This window comes from Sphingopyxis yananensis (assembly GCF_020687785.1).
Taxonomy (GTDB): Bacteria; Pseudomonadota; Alphaproteobacteria; order Sphingomonadales; family Sphingomonadaceae; genus Sphingopyxis; species Sphingopyxis yananensis.
The window spans coordinates 1-20,349 of sequence record NZ_JAJEWI010000007.1 but is presented as its reverse complement, the minus strand read 5'-3'; the positions used below and the strand labels follow the sequence as shown (position 1 = coordinate 20,349).

17 protein-coding genes and 1 pseudogene are annotated in these 20,349 nt (G+C 52.8%); 10 read left to right on the top strand and 8 right to left on the bottom strand.

Features of this window, described 5'->3' with window-relative positions:
• Nucleotides 1-32 precede the first annotated feature (32 nt).
• Both LKO31_RS07895 and LKO31_RS07890 read left to right on the top strand, forming a co-directional pair.
• Nucleotides 33-818 carry an enoyl-CoA hydratase-related protein gene (locus LKO31_RS07895; protein WP_227689757.1) on the top strand — a complete coding sequence of 262 codons (786 nt, stop codon included), beginning with the start codon at nt 33-35 and terminating at the stop codon, nt 816-818.
• A complete protein-coding gene (locus LKO31_RS07890) occupies nt 806-1,612 on the top strand; it encodes an enoyl-CoA hydratase/isomerase family protein (protein WP_227689756.1) in 807 nt (268 codons plus the stop codon). Before LKO31_RS07895 ends, LKO31_RS07890 begins: the two co-directional genes overlap by 13 nt.
• Nucleotides 1,613-1,768: 156 nt before the next feature.
• On the opposite strand, the gene pcaF is transcribed toward LKO31_RS07890, so the two are convergent.
• From pcaF to LKO31_RS07865, 5 genes are all read right to left on the bottom strand, one after another.
• On the bottom strand, nt 1,769-2,977 hold the full coding sequence (gene pcaF / locus LKO31_RS07885) for a 3-oxoadipyl-CoA thiolase (RefSeq protein WP_227689755.1): 1,209 nt from the start codon (nt 2,975-2,977) through the stop codon (nt 1,769-1,771).
• On the bottom strand, nt 2,970-3,653 hold the full coding sequence (locus LKO31_RS07880; RefSeq protein WP_227689754.1) for a 3-oxoacid CoA-transferase subunit B: 684 nt from the start codon (nt 3,651-3,653) through the stop codon (nt 2,970-2,972). The genes pcaF and LKO31_RS07880 overlap by 8 nt, the downstream gene beginning before the upstream one ends.
• Nucleotides 3,654-3,670: 17 nt before the next feature.
• Nucleotides 3,671-4,360 (bottom strand): 3-oxoacid CoA-transferase subunit A, encoded by a 690-nt coding sequence (locus tag LKO31_RS07875; RefSeq protein ID WP_227689753.1) that lies wholly within the window; start codon nt 4,358-4,360, stop codon nt 3,671-3,673.
• 134 nt (nt 4,361-4,494) lie between these two features.
• Nucleotides 4,495-6,513: a TonB-dependent receptor gene (locus tag LKO31_RS07870; RefSeq protein ID WP_227689752.1), complete on the bottom strand. Its 2,019-nt coding sequence runs from the start codon at nt 6,511-6,513 to the stop codon at nt 4,495-4,497.
• 385 nt (nt 6,514-6,898) lie between these two features.
• A complete protein-coding gene (locus LKO31_RS07865; RefSeq protein ID WP_227689751.1) occupies nt 6,899-7,222 on the bottom strand; it encodes a hypothetical protein in 324 nt (107 codons plus the stop codon).
• A 682-nt stretch (nt 7,223-7,904) separates the two neighbouring features.
• On the opposite strand from LKO31_RS07865, the gene LKO31_RS07860 reads away from it, so the two are divergent.
• Entirely contained in the window at nt 7,905-9,107 is a 1,203-nt protein-coding gene (locus tag LKO31_RS07860) for a tyrosine-type recombinase/integrase (protein ID WP_227689750.1), read from the top strand.
• 123 nt (nt 9,108-9,230) lie between these two features.
• On the opposite strand, the gene LKO31_RS07855 is transcribed toward LKO31_RS07860, so the two are convergent.
• Together LKO31_RS07855 and LKO31_RS07850 are read right to left on the bottom strand one after the other, a co-directional pair.
• Nucleotides 9,231-11,033: an SLC13 family permease gene (locus LKO31_RS07855; protein ID WP_227689749.1), complete on the bottom strand. Its 1,803-nt coding sequence runs from the start codon at nt 11,031-11,033 to the stop codon at nt 9,231-9,233.
• Between the two features lie 175 nt (nt 11,034-11,208).
• Nucleotides 11,209-11,688, bottom strand: a complete 480-nt coding sequence (locus tag LKO31_RS07850; protein WP_227689797.1) for a MarR family winged helix-turn-helix transcriptional regulator — start codon at nt 11,686-11,688, stop codon at nt 11,209-11,211.
• 236 nt (nt 11,689-11,924) lie between these two features.
• Here LKO31_RS07850 and ectA point away from each other — a divergent pair, with 236 nt between their 5' ends.
• From ectA to LKO31_RS07815, 7 genes are read left to right on the top strand one after another with little or no spacing between them, the layout of a single operon-like run.
• Nucleotides 11,925-12,473 carry a diaminobutyrate acetyltransferase gene (gene ectA / locus LKO31_RS07845; RefSeq protein ID WP_227689748.1) on the top strand — a complete coding sequence of 183 codons (549 nt, stop codon included), beginning with the start codon at nt 11,925-11,927 and terminating at the stop codon, nt 12,471-12,473.
• A gap of 4 nt (nt 12,474-12,477) precedes the next feature.
• Nucleotides 12,478-13,782: a diaminobutyrate--2-oxoglutarate transaminase gene (ectB, locus tag LKO31_RS07840; protein WP_227689747.1), complete on the top strand. Its 1,305-nt coding sequence runs from the start codon at nt 12,478-12,480 to the stop codon at nt 13,780-13,782.
• 13 nt (nt 13,783-13,795) lie between these two features.
• Nucleotides 13,796-14,209, top strand: coding sequence for an ectoine synthase (locus tag LKO31_RS07835; RefSeq protein ID WP_227689746.1), 414 nt, complete (start codon nt 13,796-13,798; stop codon nt 14,207-14,209).
• A 32-nt stretch (nt 14,210-14,241) separates the two neighbouring features.
• Nucleotides 14,242-15,162, top strand: a complete 921-nt coding sequence (gene thpD / locus LKO31_RS07830; protein ID WP_227689745.1) for an ectoine hydroxylase — start codon at nt 14,242-14,244, stop codon at nt 15,160-15,162.
• Nucleotides 15,159-16,598, top strand: coding sequence for an aspartate kinase (locus LKO31_RS07825; protein WP_227689744.1), 1,440 nt, complete (start codon nt 15,159-15,161; stop codon nt 16,596-16,598). The genes thpD and LKO31_RS07825 overlap by 4 nt, the downstream gene beginning before the upstream one ends.
• Before the next feature lie 20 nt (nt 16,599-16,618).
• A complete protein-coding gene (locus tag LKO31_RS07820; protein WP_227689743.1) occupies nt 16,619-17,881 on the top strand; it encodes an MFS transporter in 1,263 nt (420 codons plus the stop codon).
• A gap of 3 nt (nt 17,882-17,884) precedes the next feature.
• Nucleotides 17,885-19,231, top strand: a complete 1,347-nt coding sequence (locus LKO31_RS07815) for an MFS transporter (RefSeq protein WP_227689742.1) — start codon at nt 17,885-17,887, stop codon at nt 19,229-19,231.
• Nucleotides 19,232-19,263: 32 nt separating this feature from the next.
• On the opposite strand, the pseudogene nhaA reads toward LKO31_RS07815, so the two are convergent.
• Nucleotides 19,264-20,187, bottom strand: a pseudogene (gene nhaA, locus LKO31_RS07810) (Na+/H+ antiporter NhaA).
• Nucleotides 20,188-20,349: the final 162 nt, after the last annotated feature.

Genomic DNA, 20,349 nt, shown 5'->3' with positions numbered 1-20,349 from the left:
ATGGTTCATCCGGCGCTGATGGCAGGCCGGATATGACGGACGATGGAAATGCGCGGATCATCGTTCAGGATGATGGCGGCGTGCGCATATTGATTTTTTATCGGCCAGCAGCGCGTAATGCGCTGTCCCGTGCGATGCGACGTAGGCTGGCGATCTTGTTGGCAGAGGCCGACAGCGATCCCAGCGTCCATTCTATTATTTTGGCGGGCGCGGACGGTGTGTTCACCGCTGGTTCGGATATTCGCGAAAGTCGGGCGGATCCGGGGCCGCTCGTGCGTCCGCATCCTGCCGAGGCCATTCGCGCCTTGCGTAAACCGATCATCGCGGCGGTCGATGGGCCGTGTGTTACGGGCGGATTGGAAATTGCGCTGAGTTGCAGTTTCATTATCGCATCGGATCGCGCGACCTTTGCGGATACGCACGCAAAAATTGGTATTTTTCCGGCATGGGGCCAAAGCGCCTTGTTACCGCGCGCCATTGGGTTGCGCCGGGCCCGCCACATGATGTTGACGGGCGATTTCATTGATGCACCAACCGCCTGTGCATGGGGCATCGCCAATGAAGTGGTGCCCAGCGACCAGTTGATGCACCGCTGCCTTGCGCTAGCGGCCCTGATTGCGGCCTGTGACGCTCGCTCGGTTCAGTGGCAGATGCAGGCCTTAGACGATCAAGATGGCGTTGCGCTGGATCGCGCCCTTGCGCAGGAAGAGTTTGTGCAGGAACGTTGGCGCGCCGGACACAAAGATTATGTCGCCATGCCCAGTGGCTGTGCTGACACGGATGACCAAATAGGAGTTTTAACGATATGCCAGCGATAGATCCCAGTAAATATGAATGGATTAAGATCGACAAGCGGGATGATGGGGTCGCGACGCTGACCTTGAACAATCCGACCAAGAAAAATGCCCTGTCGCGGCCCATGCACCGTGAATTGCAGTTTATTTGGGCCGATGTGGATATGGATGATGATATCCGTGTGGTCATCCTGACGGGCGAGGGCAATGCTTTTTGCGCTGGTACAGATTTGAGCGTGCAGGATGCCGAAAATGAAGCGGGCCGCGTGAAAAAACCTATGACGGGCGCGGCGCGACGTCTGTTTTGGAACATGCTTGATTGCGAAAAGCCGATTATCGCGAAAGTGCGCGGCCCAGCTTATGGCGCTGGCGTGAATGTTGCCATTGCGGCGGATATGGTGATTGCAGCGGAAGGCGCGCGTTTTTGCGACAGCCATGTGCGCATGGGCATTGCCGCAGGCGATGGCGGTCCGGCGCTGTGGCCGCTGCTGATCGGTTTTCATAAAGCCAAGGAATATATGATGACGGGTGATCCCATTGATGCGGCGAAAGCAGCGGAAATGGGCTTGATCAACTATTGCGTGCCTGATGCAGAATTGGATGATTTTGTAGATGGATATGCCAAGAAACTGGCAGCAGGTGCGCCGCTGGCGATTAATTATAGCAAGATGTCGATCAATTTGATGATCAAGCAATTGACCGCAGGCGCTTTTGAAATGTCGCAAGCCTATGATCAACTGACGCTGTTTACCAAGGATCATGCCGAAGGCACCAAGGCGTTCCTTGAAAAACGTGCGCCAAAATTCACGGGTCAATAACCGACCGCGCCATGACGGCATCATCATGAAAAAGCGGACGGGGTTGTTCAAATCCCGTCCGCTTTTTTATGTGATATAATCAAATTCTGATGCAGCTGGCGACAAGACGCTTCAGCTTTTCTTTGTTAGTCACTCGCCCGGTTCGGCGCGCTGACGTCAGACGCGCTCGATGGCTAGCGCCAGCCCCATGCCGACGCCGATGCACAGCGTGGCGAGGCCGCGCTTGCCGCCGGTTTGTTCCAAATGATTCACCAGCGTCATCGCGATGCGGGCACCGGACATGCCCAGCGGATGGCCAAGCGCAATCGCCCCGCCATTAGGGTTTACATGCGGGGCATCATCCGCAAGGCCGAGCTGGCGCATGACAGCAAGCCCCTGACTGGCGAAGGCTTCGTTTAATTCAATGGCATCGAAATCGCCAATCGACATGCCAAGGCGGGTCATCAGTTTTTGCGTCGCCGCAACGGGGCCAATACCCATGATGCGCGGTTCGACGCCAGCCGACGCCATGCCCAAAATACGCGCGCGGGGCACAAGGCCATGGGCCTTTGCAGCCGCTTCGCTGACTATTATCATCGCGGCAGCCCCATCATTGATACCCGATGCATTGCCCGCCGTAACGGTGCCATTTGGACCGAATAAAGGCCGTAGTTTTTGCAGCGTTTCTAATGTCGTATCCGCGCGCGGATGTTCGTCGATTGACAACTCATATGTTTCACCGCGTTTTCTGCCGGGGACGATGACGGGAATAATTTCTTTCGCAAAAAAGCCATTATTTTGAGCGGCCTTGGCCCGCAACTGGCTTTGCAGTGCAAAAGCATCCTGATCCGCGCGGCTGATGCCATAATCCTCCGCCACATTTTCGCCCGTGCGGGGCATGGTTTCGGTGCCATATAGCGCATCAAGGGCTGGGTTGACGAAGCGCCAGCCCATGGTTGTATCCTCGATTTTCTGGTTACGGCCAAAGGCGCCGTCTGCCTTGCCCATAACAAAGGGCGCGCGCGTCATATTTTCAACGCCCCCTGCCATCGCTAATTGCATTTCATCGGCACGGATTGCCCGCGCCGCCGCGCCAACCGCTTCGAGGCCAGATGCACACAAGCGGTTCAGCGTTACCCCCGCCACCTGATATGGCAGGCCTGCGAGCAGCAGGCTCATGCGCGCAACGTTGCGATTATCCTCGCCCGATTGATTGGCGCAGCCGTAAAATAGCTCTTCAATCGCCGCCGGATCCAATTGTGGGTTGCGAGCGATCAGCGCCCGCAGGGGAATGGCACCCAGATCGTCGGTGCGGATTTCGGACAAGCCGCCGCCATATCGGCCAATTGGGGTGCGGATGGCGTCGCAGATAAAGGCTTCAGTCATGGGTTGTTCCTGTTGGCAGACCTTCCGCCATATTGGCGGTGGTCATGACAAGCGGTACGCCCGTCAATGTGCGTAATTCGTCCAGCGAAAGGTCGTCGACCATCTCGACCACTTGCGCGCCGCGTGGCCCGACGTCGAATATCGCAAGGTCGGTGTAAATCCGCGAAACACAGCCCAATCCGGTTAAGGGATAGGTGCAGTGTTCAACCAATTTACTTTGTCCCTGCTTGGTTAGCAAATCCATCATCACAAAGGTTTTTTTGGCGCCGATGGCCAAATCCATCGCCCCGCCAACAGCAGGAATTGCGTCTGCTTCGCCGGTGTGCCAATTCGCCAGATCGCCGTTTATAGCGACCTGAAATGCACCCAAAACGCAGATGTCGATATGGCCGCCGCGCATCATCGCGAAACTATCGGCATGATGAAAGTAGCTGCCGCCCGCCAACAAGGTTACGGCTTGTTTACCAGCATTGATCAAATCCCAATCTTCTTCGCCCGAAGCAGGGGCAGGGCCCATGCCCAGCAAGCCATTTTCGCTTTGCAGAAAAATGTCGCGATCTTGGGGCAGATAATTGGCAACTTTGGTGGGTAGGCCAATGCCCAGATTGACATAGGAACCTTCGGGAATATCGAGGGCGACGCGGGCGGCCATTTGGTCGCGGGTCAAACGGATCATATTCTTGGCTTTCTGGATCAAGCTTCAGCGGCAACGCTGGCGACGCCGCCAATTTCGACCACGCGCTGAACAAATATTCCGGGGGTGATGACCGTTTCAGGGTCCAGGCTGCCCAGTGGGACAATGTCGCAAACTTGGGCGATCGTCGTCTTGGCTGCCATCGCCATAATTGGTCCAAAATTGCGCGCCGTCTTGCGGTACACCAAATTGCCCCAACGATCGCCTTGTTGCGCTTTGATCAGCGCGAAATCGGCGTGAATAGGATATTCAAGCACGTAATTTACGCCTTCAATCTCGCGCGTTTCTTTGCCCTCTGCCAGCAATGTTCCATAGCCTGTGGGGGTAAAGATCGCACCCAATCCTGCCCCTGCGGCTTGAATACGCGCAGCAAGATTGCCCTGTGGTACCAATTCCAATTCTATCTGGCCGGATCGGTATAGGGCATCGAAATGGTGGGAGTCCGATTGGCGGGGAAAGGAGCAGATGATTTTTTTGACGCACCCTGCTTTTAGCAAAGCGGCTAAGCCCGTTTCACCATTGCCAGCATTGTTGTTGATGATCGTTAAATCATTCACATTTCGGGCAATCAGGGCGTCAATTAACTGATCGGGCATACCGGCCGTGCCAAAGCCCCCGATCATCACCGATGCACCATCTTGAATGTCTGCGACGGCATCGGCAGCGGAGGCGATGCTTTTATCGATCATCCCAAAATTGCTCCTAATACACAAATGGCTGTAAAAATGATCGGCATGGGCCGAGCAGGTCGCAATCGACATTCTGCTCAACAAAAAAACAATGGCTGGCCTTCCAGATGAGAGGAAAGCCAGCCATTTTTGACTTAGTAGCGGAAGGTCAGTGCCGCACCAAAGGCCGCAGGCTCGCCATAGGCTTGGCGGATGGCGACCGTATCAGGCAGCGTCTGCGTGATATAGTTGGTGTTGGTAACGTTGGTGCCAAAAATAGAGACATCCATCCGTTCCGACGGGTCCGTCCACGTCGCGCGCAAGTTCAATAGGCCATAAGCTTTTTGGCCAAATTGTTCCACCGCATCGAAGTAGAATTTGCTGGTGCGATAATAGTTGGCGTTCAACGCCATGCGGCCGTTCGCCAAGTTAAAGCCATAATTGGCCCCAACATTAAACGCCAAACGAGGGGATCTCAGAACCTGAAAGCCCGATGCATCAACATTCACGGGTTGGAACGTCGAATATGTTTGGCTGCTTGGGTCAAGATCCTGTTCGTAGCCGATAGCGTTCTGGAATTTTTTATAGTCCGCATGGGTATAAGCCGCGCTGGCCGACAGGGTAAAATCAGGCGTCACATCATAGCTGAGTTCACCATCAACACCATAGATTTCCGCGCTGGCGGCGTTGCGCACGACGGAAACACCCTGCGCGAAGAAGGATGCAACTTGCACATCCTTATAGTCATAATAAAATCCGGCGAGGTTGAAGCGCAGCGGCCCTTGGGAAATTTTATAACCCAGTTCAAAGGCATCGATGCTTTCTGGCTCCACCGCGACGGTCGAGAAGGAAGCCGCAGGCAGAATGCCGGACTTATAACCCTTGGTGAAAGAGCCATAGACACTTGATCCACGGTTGATTTCATAACGTACCACGGCGCGCGGCGAGAAATTCTTAAAGGTAGCGCCGCCTTCGTCTATTACCGTGTCCATCAGGTTGAACGCGACATGGGGTTTGTCGATGCTGTAACGGCCACCGACCGTAACAAACAGCTTGTCCATCACTTCATAGGTGCCGTCTGCGAAAACCGCATAGGAATTGGTCTTGTTTCGGCTGTCGAACAGGCGGCTATAGTCATTGCTACCCGCCGCGATATTATAATGATATTCGCTGCTGTTATACAGATAAAACGCGCCCAGCACCCAGTTGAAGCGACCGCCGCCCTTGGATGTCAGGTTGATTTCTTGTGTGAAGGTTTTTTCCGGAATCGTCCATTTCGCCGCCTGAATGAAAGCGGGGGATGCATCATAATCAAAACCCTGATCATCACTTTCTTTGCGATAAGCCGTGTAAGACGTCAAATCGGCAAAACCGAGATCAAAATTGCTGGTCAGCGTTACGGCATCTGTCGTCAGATAATCATAATTGGGGCTGCCGTTTGACATGTCCCGACGACCCGAGGCCACCACATTGCCTGGAATCAGCGCGCCAGCACTCATACCGTTGCGGGCGTTGACCATATTGGGTGTCGGATCGTCACTATAGGTGTGGCCATAAGCGAGCGTAAAGATGACGCCGTCGGTTGGTTCCCACAGAGCCTTGGACCGCACGGACCAGCGGCTGAACTGGCCAACATTTCTTTGGCCCGTCACGATATTGCGCTTGAAGCCGTCACCATATTCATAGGAGGCGGCAAGGTCGATCGCGAGATTTGGCGTCAGGCCGGTCGAGCCATAAACGCCCGCTGTGATGTGGTTGAAGGAAGCGTAGCTTAACCGCGCGAGAATATTGGTGTCATGCTGCGGTGCTTTGGTGGTTACCTGAATCGCGCCGCCCGTGGCGTTGCGCCCGAATAATGTGCCCTGCGGCCCTTTCAAAACGCTGAGGCCAGCGATATTGATCAGAGCAAGATCGGTCGCAACAGGATTCGGGATATAATATCCGTCAATATAGGTTGGGATATTCGAATTGGTGCCCGGCCCAGCGATGGCGCTACCGACGCCGCGAATGGTTGGCTGTACCGTGTTTCCGCTGAAGTCGATGCGTACAGCAGGGACTGCTAATGAAAGTTGAGAAACCTGCATAACGCTTTGTTTTTGCAGCGTATCAGATGTCACAGCCGAAATGGAAATTGGAACGTCTTGCAGGCGCTCGCTGCGCTTTTGCGCGGTCACGACGATGTCATTCGCCCCGTTTTCATCATCTGCTGTCTGCGCGCGAATATCACCACTCGAACCTGCCAGGGTTTGCGCGGAAACCGGTTGCAATGTTGCTAAAACCAACGCGCTCAGCGACGCGCCTCGGCAAACAAGTGAAATAAACTGCGGCTTGGGCAACGTGCCTCTCCCCTTAAAATTCGCAATTGAACAAATGTGCGATTATCGATCTATCGGACGATATATGACATTTCTTTCTAGTGTGTCAACTGCGCACGATGTCGATCATTTCAATGGGGCCTGACCCTAGCGCCGCAGCGGTACGGAGCGCCGCCAAACAATGAGACTGAGCGCTGATGAGTTCATCCACCGCTTCTTGCTTCATGTGCCATGGCATCCGTCATTATGGCTTGCTGGCGAGCTTAACGCGCGAAGGCAGCATTGCGCTGGCACGCAAACTGCTGAAGGTTGCCTCGCCGCGGGAAGACGGCCAAAGTGGGGTGGCGGTATCAACGATCCCGCTGTGGCCCTGCTGCTGCGGGCAGATGTCTGTGATATCGAGACCTTCACGCTCGGACATCCGCCGCGCGGACCACCAATCAAGACTCTGCGGATATGGGATTCCATATTTTGACACTGCAAGGACAATTCTTAGTCCGCCAAACAGATCATGCGTTTGCAGCGATAGGGATGCTCGCGCCCTCATACCGATGAGTGCCTTGGTCATCGGCCTAAACCGTCAAACTCCTGCTGATCTGTCCCCTTCTGAGTGCTCCAAAATTGATGATATTTTGGAGCACTCAGAAGGGGACAGATCCATCTTTTGATGGAATGGGACGGCTTCAGCTGCGATACACTTTGCAGCCGGTTGGATTTGCTTGCGGCGAGAATTGGGGCGGTATCGGTTCTGGCTGGTCACCCGAGTGCTTTGATCTCGCAAAGGGAGATGGATTAGGTGATCAAGCATACGTAAGGCTCGCACTGTAAAAGTCGGAAATTGAGCTAATCAACGTACGCCCCATCTTGCTATAGTAACGCTTCGTCGATAATTGGGATCTAACCACCGCCGCAGTCCAATGTAGTCGCCAGATTGGCGGTAACAAAAAATTATTTTATCGTTTTAGAGATATAAATCAGTGTATTGATCCTGTCTTCGAGTTCTGTAAGCGGCACCATTTTCTATTCCCAAAACATCTCGCAGCCATCGACAAAACGGCAGAAAACTGCCAATTTGTTCTTGGATTTGTCTCGTGGCGTTCCATCGGATCTGGGGCCATCTCATGGGGTAATAGGGCCATCGTTTGGGCCATTACCAAGATCATGAATTGTGGTGGCCCCCTGGACCTGAAAAGGACGTTATCAGATGGCATAGCGGCGGCAAATCCCGATGATCAATTGGGAGAGATGCCTTGGCACTCAGGGATTTGGAAATTCGCGCCCTTGTTGGCCGTGACCGCATTTATAAGAAAGCTGATGAGCGGGGCCTCTATTTAGAGGTTCATCCCAATGGCTCGAAGTTGTGGCGTTTCAAATATCGGTTGGCTGGGAAGGATAAGCGTATAGCTATCGGCCGCTACCCAGATGTTGGCTTGGCGGATGCGCGCCGAGCGCGAGACGATGCCCGGCGCCAAATTCAAGACGGTTTGGATCCAGTCTCGGAAAGAAAGCGGGACAAGTTGGTGGCCGCTTATCGCGGTGCGAACAGCTTTGGCGACGTAGCCCGCGAATATATTGACAAGATGGTCAAAGATGGACTGGCCGATGTAACAATCGTCAAGGCGAACTGGATACTGGACCAACTGTCTCCGATCGCATCCCTTCCTGTAAGCGAGTTAAAGCCACTCGAAGTTTTGTCTGCTTTAAAGCGTATAGAAGCCCGCGGAAAATATGAGACAGCAAGGCGAAGCCGTTCCTTTGCTAGCCGAGTATTTCGCTACGCTGTGGCAACAGGACGTGCGGAGGCTGACCCAACAGCTGTTTTGAAGGGGGCTTTAATTGTTCCCACCGTAAAGCACAGAAGCGCTCTTCTGGATCCTAGTGCAGTTGGCGAACTTTTGCGATCGGTAGAACATTATTCCGGTAACCAGCTGACGCGCATGGCTATGCGACTTCTGCCTCATCTAATGGTACGGCCGGGCGAATTGCGTAAAGCTACATGGGACGAGATTAGTGCTGAAACGGCGATATGGGCGATCCCTGCCGAGCGCATGAAAATGAGGCAAGCGCATGCGGTCCCGCTGTCGCGCCAAGTTCTACAAATGCTTTCAGAGCTGCATGAACTGACCGGACCGAGCGGTTACATACTTCCAGCATTTCATACATCGCGACGACCGCTAAGCGAGAATACAATCAATCAGGCTTTCCGGCGCATGGGCTACTCCTCAGAGGAGCTCACGGCACACGGCTTGCGTACGACGGCGTCGACCATGTTAAACGAGAGCGGGAAGTGGAGTGCTGATGCCATTGAGCGGTCTTTGGCTCATGTCGACCGAGACGCTATTCGGCGTATCTATAATCGTAGCCAATATTGGAATGAGAGGGTCGACATGTATCAATGGTGGAGTGACTATCTGGATGCCTTGAAGTTACAGGGGAAGGGGCTTCCGATGTGACGAAGGGGCAGCTAATGGGCCGTTTTCGGACTGGCGGGTTTTGAGGAATAAAAGCGCGTTAACTGCTATTAACGAGCCCCTTTATCCCGATTCTTTAGCTAGCAAATAGAGGTCGGATTCAGTTTAAATGAGGTAATGGATGGCAATGCAGGTAGCAATTCCAACACCGATGTTCATTGGAATCCCTAATTTCAGGAAATCAGAGAAACGATAATCTGCAGCGGCATAAACCATCGTATTAGTTTGATACCCAATAGGCGTTGCGAAACTGGCAGACGCTGCAAACATCACAGCCACAATCAAGGCTTGTGGGTCCTGATGTGTGGCTTGCCCTAATGCGATGGCAATTGGTGTCATTATGACAGCAACTGCATTATTGGTTACCGTTTCCGTCAAAAGCGATGTCAGAAAATATAACACTATAATGATCGCAAATGGCGACAAACCACGAAGCCATGGCGCGACTGTGTCAACGACTAGATCTATCGTGCCAATCGCTTCCAGCCCGCTTCCGATACCTAGCATCGCAAAAATTAGAACCAGCACGCTGCCGTCGATAGAATCCCACGCATCCGCTGGATCAATACATCCCGTTACCAAGACGATTCCTACGCCAATTAGGGCTAAGGAAAGGATGGGTGCCACGGATGCCGCCGCTAACATCACAACGGCTGCAAGCGTTAAAATAGCGACGTGCGCGCGATTTCGGCGATAACGCCGAACACGGCTGGTATCTTCAGCAATCAGGTGCATGTTGCCATGCAAAGCCTCAACGGCTGGTGCTTCGGCGGCCACCAATAAACTGTCAGCGGCCCGCAAGCGAACGCTAGCAATATCAGGCCCAGGCAAATGCCGAGCGCGCCCAATGCCAAGAATACGCGCCGGCAAATTTGAGAGGAATGGAATATGGTCCAAGCGACCACCAATAGCTGGATGAGACGGCGCAATTGTTAAACCGACCAAGCGCACGTCACTGGTCCGCTCATCTTCAGCAAGTCGTATTTGGTGGCCGACATTTTGCAATCCAACCACAACGGTTTTGCTGCGTGCAAGACTATCCAATTCATCAGCAGACGCCGCAACAACAAATCGATCACCGCGCTCAACCAATGTAGATGGCCCAATGTCTCTTAAAATTGTTGCGCCGCGCTTAACCGCGATCAACCGAACCGCATCCCGTTTCAAGAAGGAGAGATCGGCAATGCTTCCCACTTTGCCGTGATATTGCGGGGTAAGGCTCAATTCTGTCAAATAATCCAGCCGGTGCGGGTCTGCTGCATTCCCATCTGGGCGGTCTGGTAACAGGCGCGGACCAAGCAAAAGCAATATGATGCCCCCTGCCGTCATGGAAACGAGGCCCACTGCCGTGATATCAAATATACCAAAACCCGGCTGGCCATTTGCGCGGGCGACACCGTCAACCAACAAATTGGTCGATGTTCCGATCAAGGTTAGCGTTCCGCCCAAAATTGACAGATAAGATAAAGGGATCAACAAACGTGTTGATGCGATCCCTACTGCACGCGCTAAGCGGGTGACGACAGGGATCAATATCATAACAACCGGCGTGTTGTTGACGAAGGCAGGAATAATCCCCGCACCTGCAAAGACGCCCGCGATCGTTCGCTGCGGCAATAGGCGCGCTCGCCTTATAATAAAACTCGTTATTGTCTCTACGGCACCTGTTCGCACCAGCGCGCCCGAGAGAATGAAAAAACTAGCAATGGTAATCGGTGCGGGGTTTGCAAAGGCCGCCGTGATAAGATCAGGCGTAAGCCAGCCGAATAAGATCATCGCGGCCGCAGCAATGACCGCAATGGTCACTGGCGGAAGGCGCTCTGCAGCAAAAACAACAAATAGGACAACAATGAAAATCAAACCTTGAAGAGCATCATTGGTCATCAACGCCGTGATGATATCGTTCATAATGCTCCCTTACTTACGCGCTTCCCGCATTAGGTTCTTGTTGCAGAATGATTATTCATCCGCAGATAGGATGCAAGCGAGGAGATATTTTTTTGCCTCCCATGGGCGCAGAGCAATATGCTCTAATGCTCTAATGTTCAGAGGCAATTGGGAAAATGAAATGCAATTCAGTCGATCAAGCCCGATCGATTAATCCAACATCCAATAACGGGGCCGCATCCATATCCGCCGCTCCCAAAATATATGCTAAACGCTCCGTCCCAGCGAGGATCATCGCCTGCTCCCACATCGGCAATGCTGCAAAGCGCACAGCAAATATTTCTTGCAGCATATCCGGCGCGTCCATGAGGCATTGCTGACCAGCTTCCGTAACATTCAGCAATATACGGCGCTTATCCTGCTCACTACGCGAGCGAGTAACCAGCTTTAATGCAACAAGGCGATCGACAATCGCTGTAATTGTCGCATGGCCAAATTGCAGCCTCTGCGCAACAAACCCTGGCGTCACGTCACGACCTGAATCTATGTCACGAAGCACTAATAATTGCGACGGCGTCAAGCCGGTTGCGGCAGCCAATTTACGCGTGCCCCCCTCCGTTGCGCGCAAGACGCGGCGCAACGCTTTCAACGTGGCATTGGCGATCTCTGAATCCATACCAAATCCTAGCTCGTCCTCAGACATCTGCCAAATCTAATTTTTTACGGCGACACAATATTTTATTTCATTTTTTGAAATAAAATTCCCATTCGGGGTTGAAGGAGATTTCATTTTCCTTATGATTTCCGTCGAATCATGGGGCTGCATATATGTGAGGCTCAAAAATCTATTTCGGGAGATGAAATATATTAAATCGTCACACAAAGGACGAAAATTGCAATGAAGCGATACCATTGTTTCAAAACAGGGAATTTAACGTGCCATCTCTATCGGCGGATGTTCGGTTCCGGCCACCCCGCTCTAAGGACGGCCCTGCCGTCACAACGTTAATTGCCGCATGTCCGCCGCTGGATCGCAATTCGCGCTATTGCAATCTTTTGCAGTGCGAGCATTTCGCAGACCATTGTATTGTTGCGGAAAATTCACAGCGCATCATGGGCTGGGTATCCGGTTATCGGCCGCCCTCTAATCCAGACGCCTTTTTTGTGTGGCAAGTTGCCGTTGCAACCGAAGGTAGAGGCCGCCGACTTGCAAACCGGATGATCACAGAATTGCTTTTACGGCCCGCGCAGCGCGGCGTTACGCACCTCCTCACGACGGTCACAGATGATAATCAGGCTTCTTGGGCCCTATTCCGCAGCCTCGCACGTGATTGGGGCGCAACGCTTGAGCGCAGTGCTTTGTTCGAGCGAAACATCCATTTCGCGGGAACGCATAACACGGAATATTTGGCGGTCATCCGCCCAGCCAGCAGCGAAAAAATCCAGAACAAACGGGGGTAAGAATATGAATATGATACCATATCCGTCTGGCTCAATTCCGGACAGGGCGATTTACGAACGGCGAGAATCTGCTGTTCGTAGCTATGCACGATCTATGCCGCGCCAGTTTAACCGCGCCGAAGATGTTTGGATGCATGATGATCAAGGCGGGCGCTATCTCGACTTTTTATCGGGCTGCTCCACACTCAATTATGGACATAACCATCCCGTCCCCAAAGAAGCGCTGCTGAATTATATCGCCGCCGACGGCATTGCTCATGGTCTGGACCTTCATACCGATGCCAAGGAGAACTTTCTCGAGACATTTGAAAGGCTGATCCTCAAGCCACGCGGGCTCGATCATCGCGTGATGTTCACAGGGCCTACTGGCACCAATGCCGTAGAAGCCGCCATAAAACTCGCACGTAAAGTTACTGGGCGCGAATTGGTGATTGCCTTCACCAACGGCTTTCACGGCATGACATTGGGGGCGCTAGCTTGCACCGGCAATGCGGGGAAGCGCGGCGGAGCTGGCGTTCCTCTCAGCCATGTCGCCCATGAACCCTATGACGGTTATTATGGCGCAGAGGTCAACACAGCCGATCTCTTGGAGCAACGCCTGAGTGATCCCTCAAGCGGGCTCGATGCTCCAGCCGCCATTCTCGTTGAAACTGTACAAGGAGAAGGCGGCCTGAATGTAGCATCCCCGGCATGGCTACGCCGTATCGCCGAAATCGCGAAAGCCCATGGGGCGTTGTTCATCATCGATGACATTCAGGCAGGCTGCGGGCGAACGGGAGGTTTTTTCAGCTTCGAAGATATGGGCTTCGTTCCTGATATCATTACGCTAGCCAAATCGCTGTCAGGAATGGGGCTGCCCTTCGCTTTGACCTTATTGCGCCCTGAATTTGATCGGTGGGCCCCCGGTGAACATAATGGCACATTCCGTGGTAATAACCACGCCTTTGTCACAGCCGCTGCAACACTCCGGCACTTCTGGCACTCGGCGGATTTCCAGCACGAAATCTTCCGAAAAGGCGAGTTATTAGAAAAGCGGCTTACGCGTATCGCTGCAGAGCATGGTTTTGAAACCAGAGGGCGCGGAATGATGCGCGGCGTCAATGTGGGCTCCGGCGTCTTAGCAAGCACGATCACAGCAGCCTGTTTTGACGCGGGCCTCGTTATCGAGACAAGCGGTGCTTATGATGAAGTTATCAAAGTTTTAGCGCCGCTCATCATCGATGATGCCCTGCTCGAAACGGGCCTCGACATTCTTGAAACGCAAATCCGTGAAGCCGTCGCAGCCGACATGGCCGTCGCAGCCGAATAAGGAAATTCTTATAATGATCATCCGCCATTTAAATGAAATTCGTAGCTCCGAACACAATATCCGATCGGATGGCTGGGTCAGCGCACGCATGTTGCTCAAAGATGATGGAATGGGCTTTTCATTCCACATTACAACTATGTTCGCAGGCACAGAGCTTAAGATGCATTATCAAAATCATCTAGAATCCGTCTTCGTTTTAAAGGGTACAGGCACAATTGAAAATTTGGAAACAGGCGAAATCCATAAGCTGGAACCAGGCGTGCTATATGTGCTCAATGAGCATGATCGGCATATCGTTCGGCCCGCGACAGACATTCTCACTGCGTGCGTTTTCAATCCCCCGGTGACGGGCCGCGAAGTGCATGATGAAACAGGCGCCTATCCCGCTGACCCTGACATGCTCCGCGCGCCAGTTCCCACTGATTAAACTATAATTTATGAAAAGAAGGGAATCTCGCTATGCAAGATTTTTACCCCTCACGCTACGCATCTACACCCGAGATGCGCCCGAGATTGGATCCCGTTCTGTACTCTCGTTGGAACGACGAAGCCCCTATTAGCGCACAGCAGGCCCAGCAATTTGATCAAGACGGATATCTCATTCTCGAAAACCTCTTTTCGGATGAGGAAATTGCCTTCCTTCAGGATTCTGCCCATCAGCTTTTGGCATCACCGTCTACGCTGAATGCTGCCACCATCGTAACGGAACCGCAAAGCGACGAAATTCGGTCGATCTTTGACATTCATACCCAAAATCCTGTGATGGCCCGTTTAGCAAGTGACGCGCGATTGGCTGATGTGGCGCGCTTTCTTTTGAATGATGATGTTTATATTCACCAATCGCGCCTCAATTATAAACCAGGTTTCAAAGGCCGCGAATTTTATTGGCACAGTGATTTCGAAACATGGCATGTTGAAGACGGCATGCCGCGAATGCGCGCTTTATCCATGTCGCTGCTACTGGCCGAAAATACGCCGCACAACGGTCCCCTCATGCTGATCCCTGGCTCACACCGCCGTTATTTAACCTGCGTTGGGGAAACGCCGGATGATCATTACCTTCATTCGCTTAAGAAACAAGAATATGGCGTGCCGGATGCACAAAGCTTGGGCGATTTGGCGCAAGAGCATGGCATTATTGCGCCGCTGGGAAAGCCCGGCACGGTCATATTGTTTGATTGCAATTTGATGCACGGGTCCAATGGCAATATTACGCCGTTTCCGCGCGCCAATGCCTTCCTCGTTTACAATGCCATAAGCAATCAACTTGAGCAGCCATTTGGCACCGAAAAACCGCGTCCTTGGTTCCTTGCCCAACGCGGAATGCCCGATCCAATTTCGATCCAGCGCGGACCAATCAGGGAGACTGTCGCAGCATGAGCCTTCATAGCGTCGAAAAAATCGGCGGTACATCAATGTCCGCTACGGACGCTCTGTTCGACAACATCCTGATCGCTGATCGAACGGAGGCAGAGCTATATAAACGTATTTTTGTCGTTTCCGCCTATGGCGGCATGACCGACTTATTGTTGGAAAACAAGAAAAGCGGATTGCCTGGTGTTTATGGCCGCTTTCTGGCCAATGAAGGCGATGAGCATTGGCATGGTGCGATGGATAAAGTCCGTCAGGCCATGCATGCACGCAATGCCGCGATCTTCACCGATAAATATAGCCACGAAGAAGCCAATATTTTCGTTAATGAACGGATCGCATTGGTGACAAGCTGCCTCAACGATCTAGCCCGCCTGCGCCAGCATGGTCATTTTTGCCTGAAAGATGCACTAATGACGGTTCGCGAATTGCTTGCTGGTATTGGAGAGGCACATAGCGCGCACAGCACAGCCTTGTTGCTGCGCGATCGCGGCGTGAATGCGCGTTTCATTGATCTAACCTTGTGGGATCAACAGGATTTGCGCAGTCTTGATGCCCGCTTGAGCGACGTGTTCGCGACGATTGATCTGAAGTCTGTCCTGCCAATTGTGACCGGCTACGCTGGCTGTGAAGGCGGGATGGTTCGCCGCTATGCACGAGGATATACGGAAATGACCTTCTCACGCTTAGCGGTTTTAACCGGAGCGCGCGAAGCCGTAATTCACAAAGAATTTCACTTATCAAGCGCCGATCCAAAGCTCGTCGGGGAAGACAAAGTCCATAAAATCGGTCGCACAAATTATGATGTAGCCGATCAATTGGCAAATTTGGGAATGGAGGCAATCCACTCCGGCGCAGCGCGCGGACTTCGGCAAACCGATATTCCGTTGCGTGTCCGCAATAGCTTTGATCGGGAAGATAGCGGTACCTTAGTGAGCAGCAAGTATATTTCCGAAGTGCCCCGTGTTGAGATCATTACCGGCATTCGTGAAATGCAGGCCTTCACTTTCTTTGACCAGAATATGGTGGGTGTAAAAGGTTATGATGCTGCCATTCTTGACACCTTAACGCGGCACAATCTGCCGATTGTCAGCAAATCATCCAACGCCAATACCATCACCCATTATTTATCGGCAACAGCTCAGGCCGTCCAACCGGCTCTGATAGAATTGCAGCAATCCTTTCCAGAAGCAGATATTTCACATGAAACCGCGGCGATGGTAGCGGCCATTGGAAGTGACATTTCTCGCCCGGACCTAGTCTCCGATGCACTCCGTGCACTAACGGCGCACGGGATTGCAATCAACGCGCTGCAACATCAAATCCGCACCGTGGATGTGCAATTCATCATTCCAAGCGATGATTTCGACGAAGCCATCAGAGCGCTGCACAAAGCTCTTATCGAAGATGTGGAGCATATCATGAAGGAACGGCGCGCCGCTTAAGGACGCTAACTATATCCATCATGCTACAAGCCATTTTGCCCGTCCGAAGCCTGTTGATCGCGATTTTCGTGATGATGGCGGGCAGCGGCTTTCTTTCAACACTCATCGCGCTGCGCCTAGAGCGCGGAGGCAGCAGCACCATTGTCATTGGCACGGTGGCAACCGCCTATTTTATTGGTCTCATCATGGGTGCCCTAAAAGCGGCCTCCGTCGTTCGCCGCGTGGGCCATATCCGTGCCTTTGCTGTCTTCGTCGCCTTACATTCGACCAGCACTTTAACCTATGCGCTGGTCGACCAGCCTGCCTTATGGGGGGTGTTACGACTGATTGATGGCATCTGCGTCGCTGGGATATTCATTTGCATCGAAAGCTGGCTGAACGAGTCCGCGGACAGTAAATCCCGCGGCGTGCTTCTCGCTACTTATATGATCGCGCTTTATTCTGGGCAGGCTTTGGGACAATTTCTTCTTAGTACAGGGCAAAGCGCACCGCAAATTCCGTTTGAAATGGCTTCCGTCCTCATTTCACTCGCTATTGTGCCAGTATGCCTAACAAAAAGCGTCGCACCGATATTGCAGGATGCGGCCTCTCTCCCTTTTCACCGCTTGTTTGAAGCATCTCCTCTTGGCGTCGCGGGCGCGGGTTTCACGGGATTGATGCTAGGCGCTTTTTATGGCTTGGCGGCAATATTCGTGCGGCGCAGCGGTTTGGATCTGCAAAGCACCGCAAACTTTATGACGACTGTCATTTTGGGCGGCGTCGCACTACAATGGCCGCTAGGCCGATTATCTGATCGCTTCGATCGTCGCCACATCATCATTGTCTGTTTCGCGGCGACCTTTATCGTCAGCATCGCTCTTGGGATGGGAATAAAGGGATTGTGGCTCTTTTTGCTGGGCGCCGCTTTTGGCGGATTGGCCTTTGCATTATATCCGCTGTGTGTTGCCCATGCCAATGATCGGCTCACATCTTCGGAACGGGTCGCAGCCAGCAGCCAACTCGTACTTCTTTATTCCGTTGGGGCCGCATTGGGGCCATTGGGCGCTGCTGCCGCAATGGAACAATTGGGTGCGGGCGCAGGCGGTCTATTCTATTTCATCGCCATCATAGCCATCGTCATGATGGTCTTCGGGCTTTGGCGCCTGATAATCAGCGATCCCGTTCCCGGCACAGAGCAGCAGGATTTCCAAATTCTGCCGCGAACGACACCCGTTGCCTCGCTGCTCGATCCAGCTGGCATTGCGCCTTCAAGCTCACCCACCACCAACAGAAAAAATAGGTGAAACATGGACAAATCCGTCACGATCAACGCATCCGAACATTTGTCCTCATCAGAGAAGACGCAATTACACCGCGCCGTAGGTGCCTCGGCACTGGGCAATGCTGTGGAATGGTTTGATTATGGTATTTACGCCTATGGCGTCACCTATATTTCGGCAGCCCTTTTCCCAGGGGAAGCAGAAGAAGCCGTCCTATTCGCACTGGCTACCTTTGCAATATCTTTCCTTGTTCGCCCGCTTGGGGGGCTTTTCTGGGGACCGCTGGGTGATAGTATTGGCCGCAAATCCGTTTTGGCAATGACCATCCTGTTGATGGCTGGCGCAACCGTTGCTGTCGGTTTCATCCCTTCCTATTCCGATATTGGTTTTTGGGCACCGACGCTGCTCGTGTTTTTCCGAATGCTTCAGGGCTTTTCAACGGGCGGCGAATATGGCGGAGCCGCCACTTTCATGGCCGAATATGCCCCTGATGATCAACGCGGCTTTTACGGCAGTTTTCTAGAATTTGGCACATTGGCGGGATTTTCATTTGGTGCCACCTTAATGCTGCTCTTTTCTTTCTATCTAGGTTCTGATGCGATGCATGATTGGGGCTGGCGCATTCCATTTCTAATCGCCGGTCCGATTGGCTTAATTGGGATGTACGTGCGCTCAAAAATGGAAGATACGCCTATCTTCCGCGAAGAAATGGCCGCAGTGGAGCATAGAAAGCCACCAACGATTGGCTATCTCACACGCCATTTCTGGCGCCCTTTGCTCGTCGTCGGCGGCCTCGTCGTTGCGCTGAATGTCGTCAACTATTCTCTCCTCAGCTATATGCCGACCTATCTACAGCGGCGCATCGGACTAACTGACGAACAGGCCCTGCTCATCCCCATTATTGGCATGGTTTTCATGATGCTTTTCATCCCCTTCGCGGGGGCTCTATCGGATCGAGTAGGCCGGCGGCCAATGTGGAAATGGTCGCTGATCAGCCTATTTATCCTCGTCGCTCCGCTATATATACTCATCGGAACGGGATTTGTGGGCGCGATGATCGGTTTCATTCTGCTTGGTTTGCTCTATGTCCCACAACTGGCCACGATCTCCGCCACCTTTCCAGCAATGTTTCCGACCGCAGTACGATTTGCGGGATTTGCTATCGCCTATAATGTTTCCACATCGCTATTTGGCGGAACTGCGCCAATGATTGGCAGCGGTCTGATTAGCATCACGGGTAATCCTTTAATGCCTGCATTTTATATGATGTTAGCGTGCCTCGTCGGCCTTGTGGCCCTCCGCTATATGCCGGAAACAGCAGGCAGATCCCTGCGCGACGATCCATTTGCACGTAAAATAAATAGAAGTGAATAATGGGGAGAATGCGCACATTGATCAGTTCACGCTCAGCCGCTGCGTATAATCTGGTGAGCCATCCAACATGAAGAAGGCGGACATTCGGGTTTTGCCATGCGCAAGATAACAAAGCCCAGCGAACCGGCGACTAGCGAACCCGCTAACACCGCGATTTTCGCTTCTACCTGAAGCAAGCTGCTGTCGGGGAATGCCAATAGCGTAATAAAGATGCTCATGGTGAAGCCAATGCCGCATGGTAAGGCGACACCGAGCAATTGCATACGCCCCCCGTTCGCTGGCATATCCGCGAGCCCCAGTTGAATCGCTAGCGTCGCAAAGCCAAATACGCCGATTACCTTGCCGATCAGCAGCCCTTCAGCAACACCAAATGTAATGGGTGTAAATAATGCACTTGAGGGCAATCCAATTATCGGGATCGCAGCATTAACGAGCGCAAAAATCGGGAGTATTAGGAATGTGACGGGGAAATGTAGACCTCGCTCAAGGCGGTGCAAAGGACTATGCGTATTGGCATCCGGCTTAGCTGGGGTGCGATCCACTGGGATCGTGAGCGCAAGCATAACACCTGGTATTGTCGCTTGTACGCCGGAGCGCAGCATAAAAACTCATAATAATATTCCTAGGGCAAGATATGGCGTCAGATGCCGAGTGCCGCACCAATTAAGACTGAATAAAAATGCAAGAGGGGTACTCGCGGCGAGAAGGTCAAACTACGCTATATCAGCGTTGTAAAACAGCTCGATGATCAAAACCGCCCCAAGGTCGTCGATAATGGCGAGCGCTGCCAAAAATACACGAAGCGAGGCGAGAACTCGATTTCCCAGAAGCGCGATAACGCCTAGCGCAAAGGCAATGTCAGTAGCTGTCGGAATAGTCCATCCAACCGCAGTTGGCCCCCGATTAAAAGCCAGATAAATTAAGGCAGGGATGATCATGCCACCTGCAGCAGCCACGCCAGGAAGAATTCGTCGCAGCCATGTCGCTAGCTGGCCATCCGTAAGCGAGTTCTGCAGGCCGCGCTTATGCTGCTTGACGTGTAGTTTTCAGCTCGGGTTTCCAGTTCCACGGCATGAGTTCGTCCCAGCGGGAAGCGGGCCAGTTTCCAGCGATTTTTT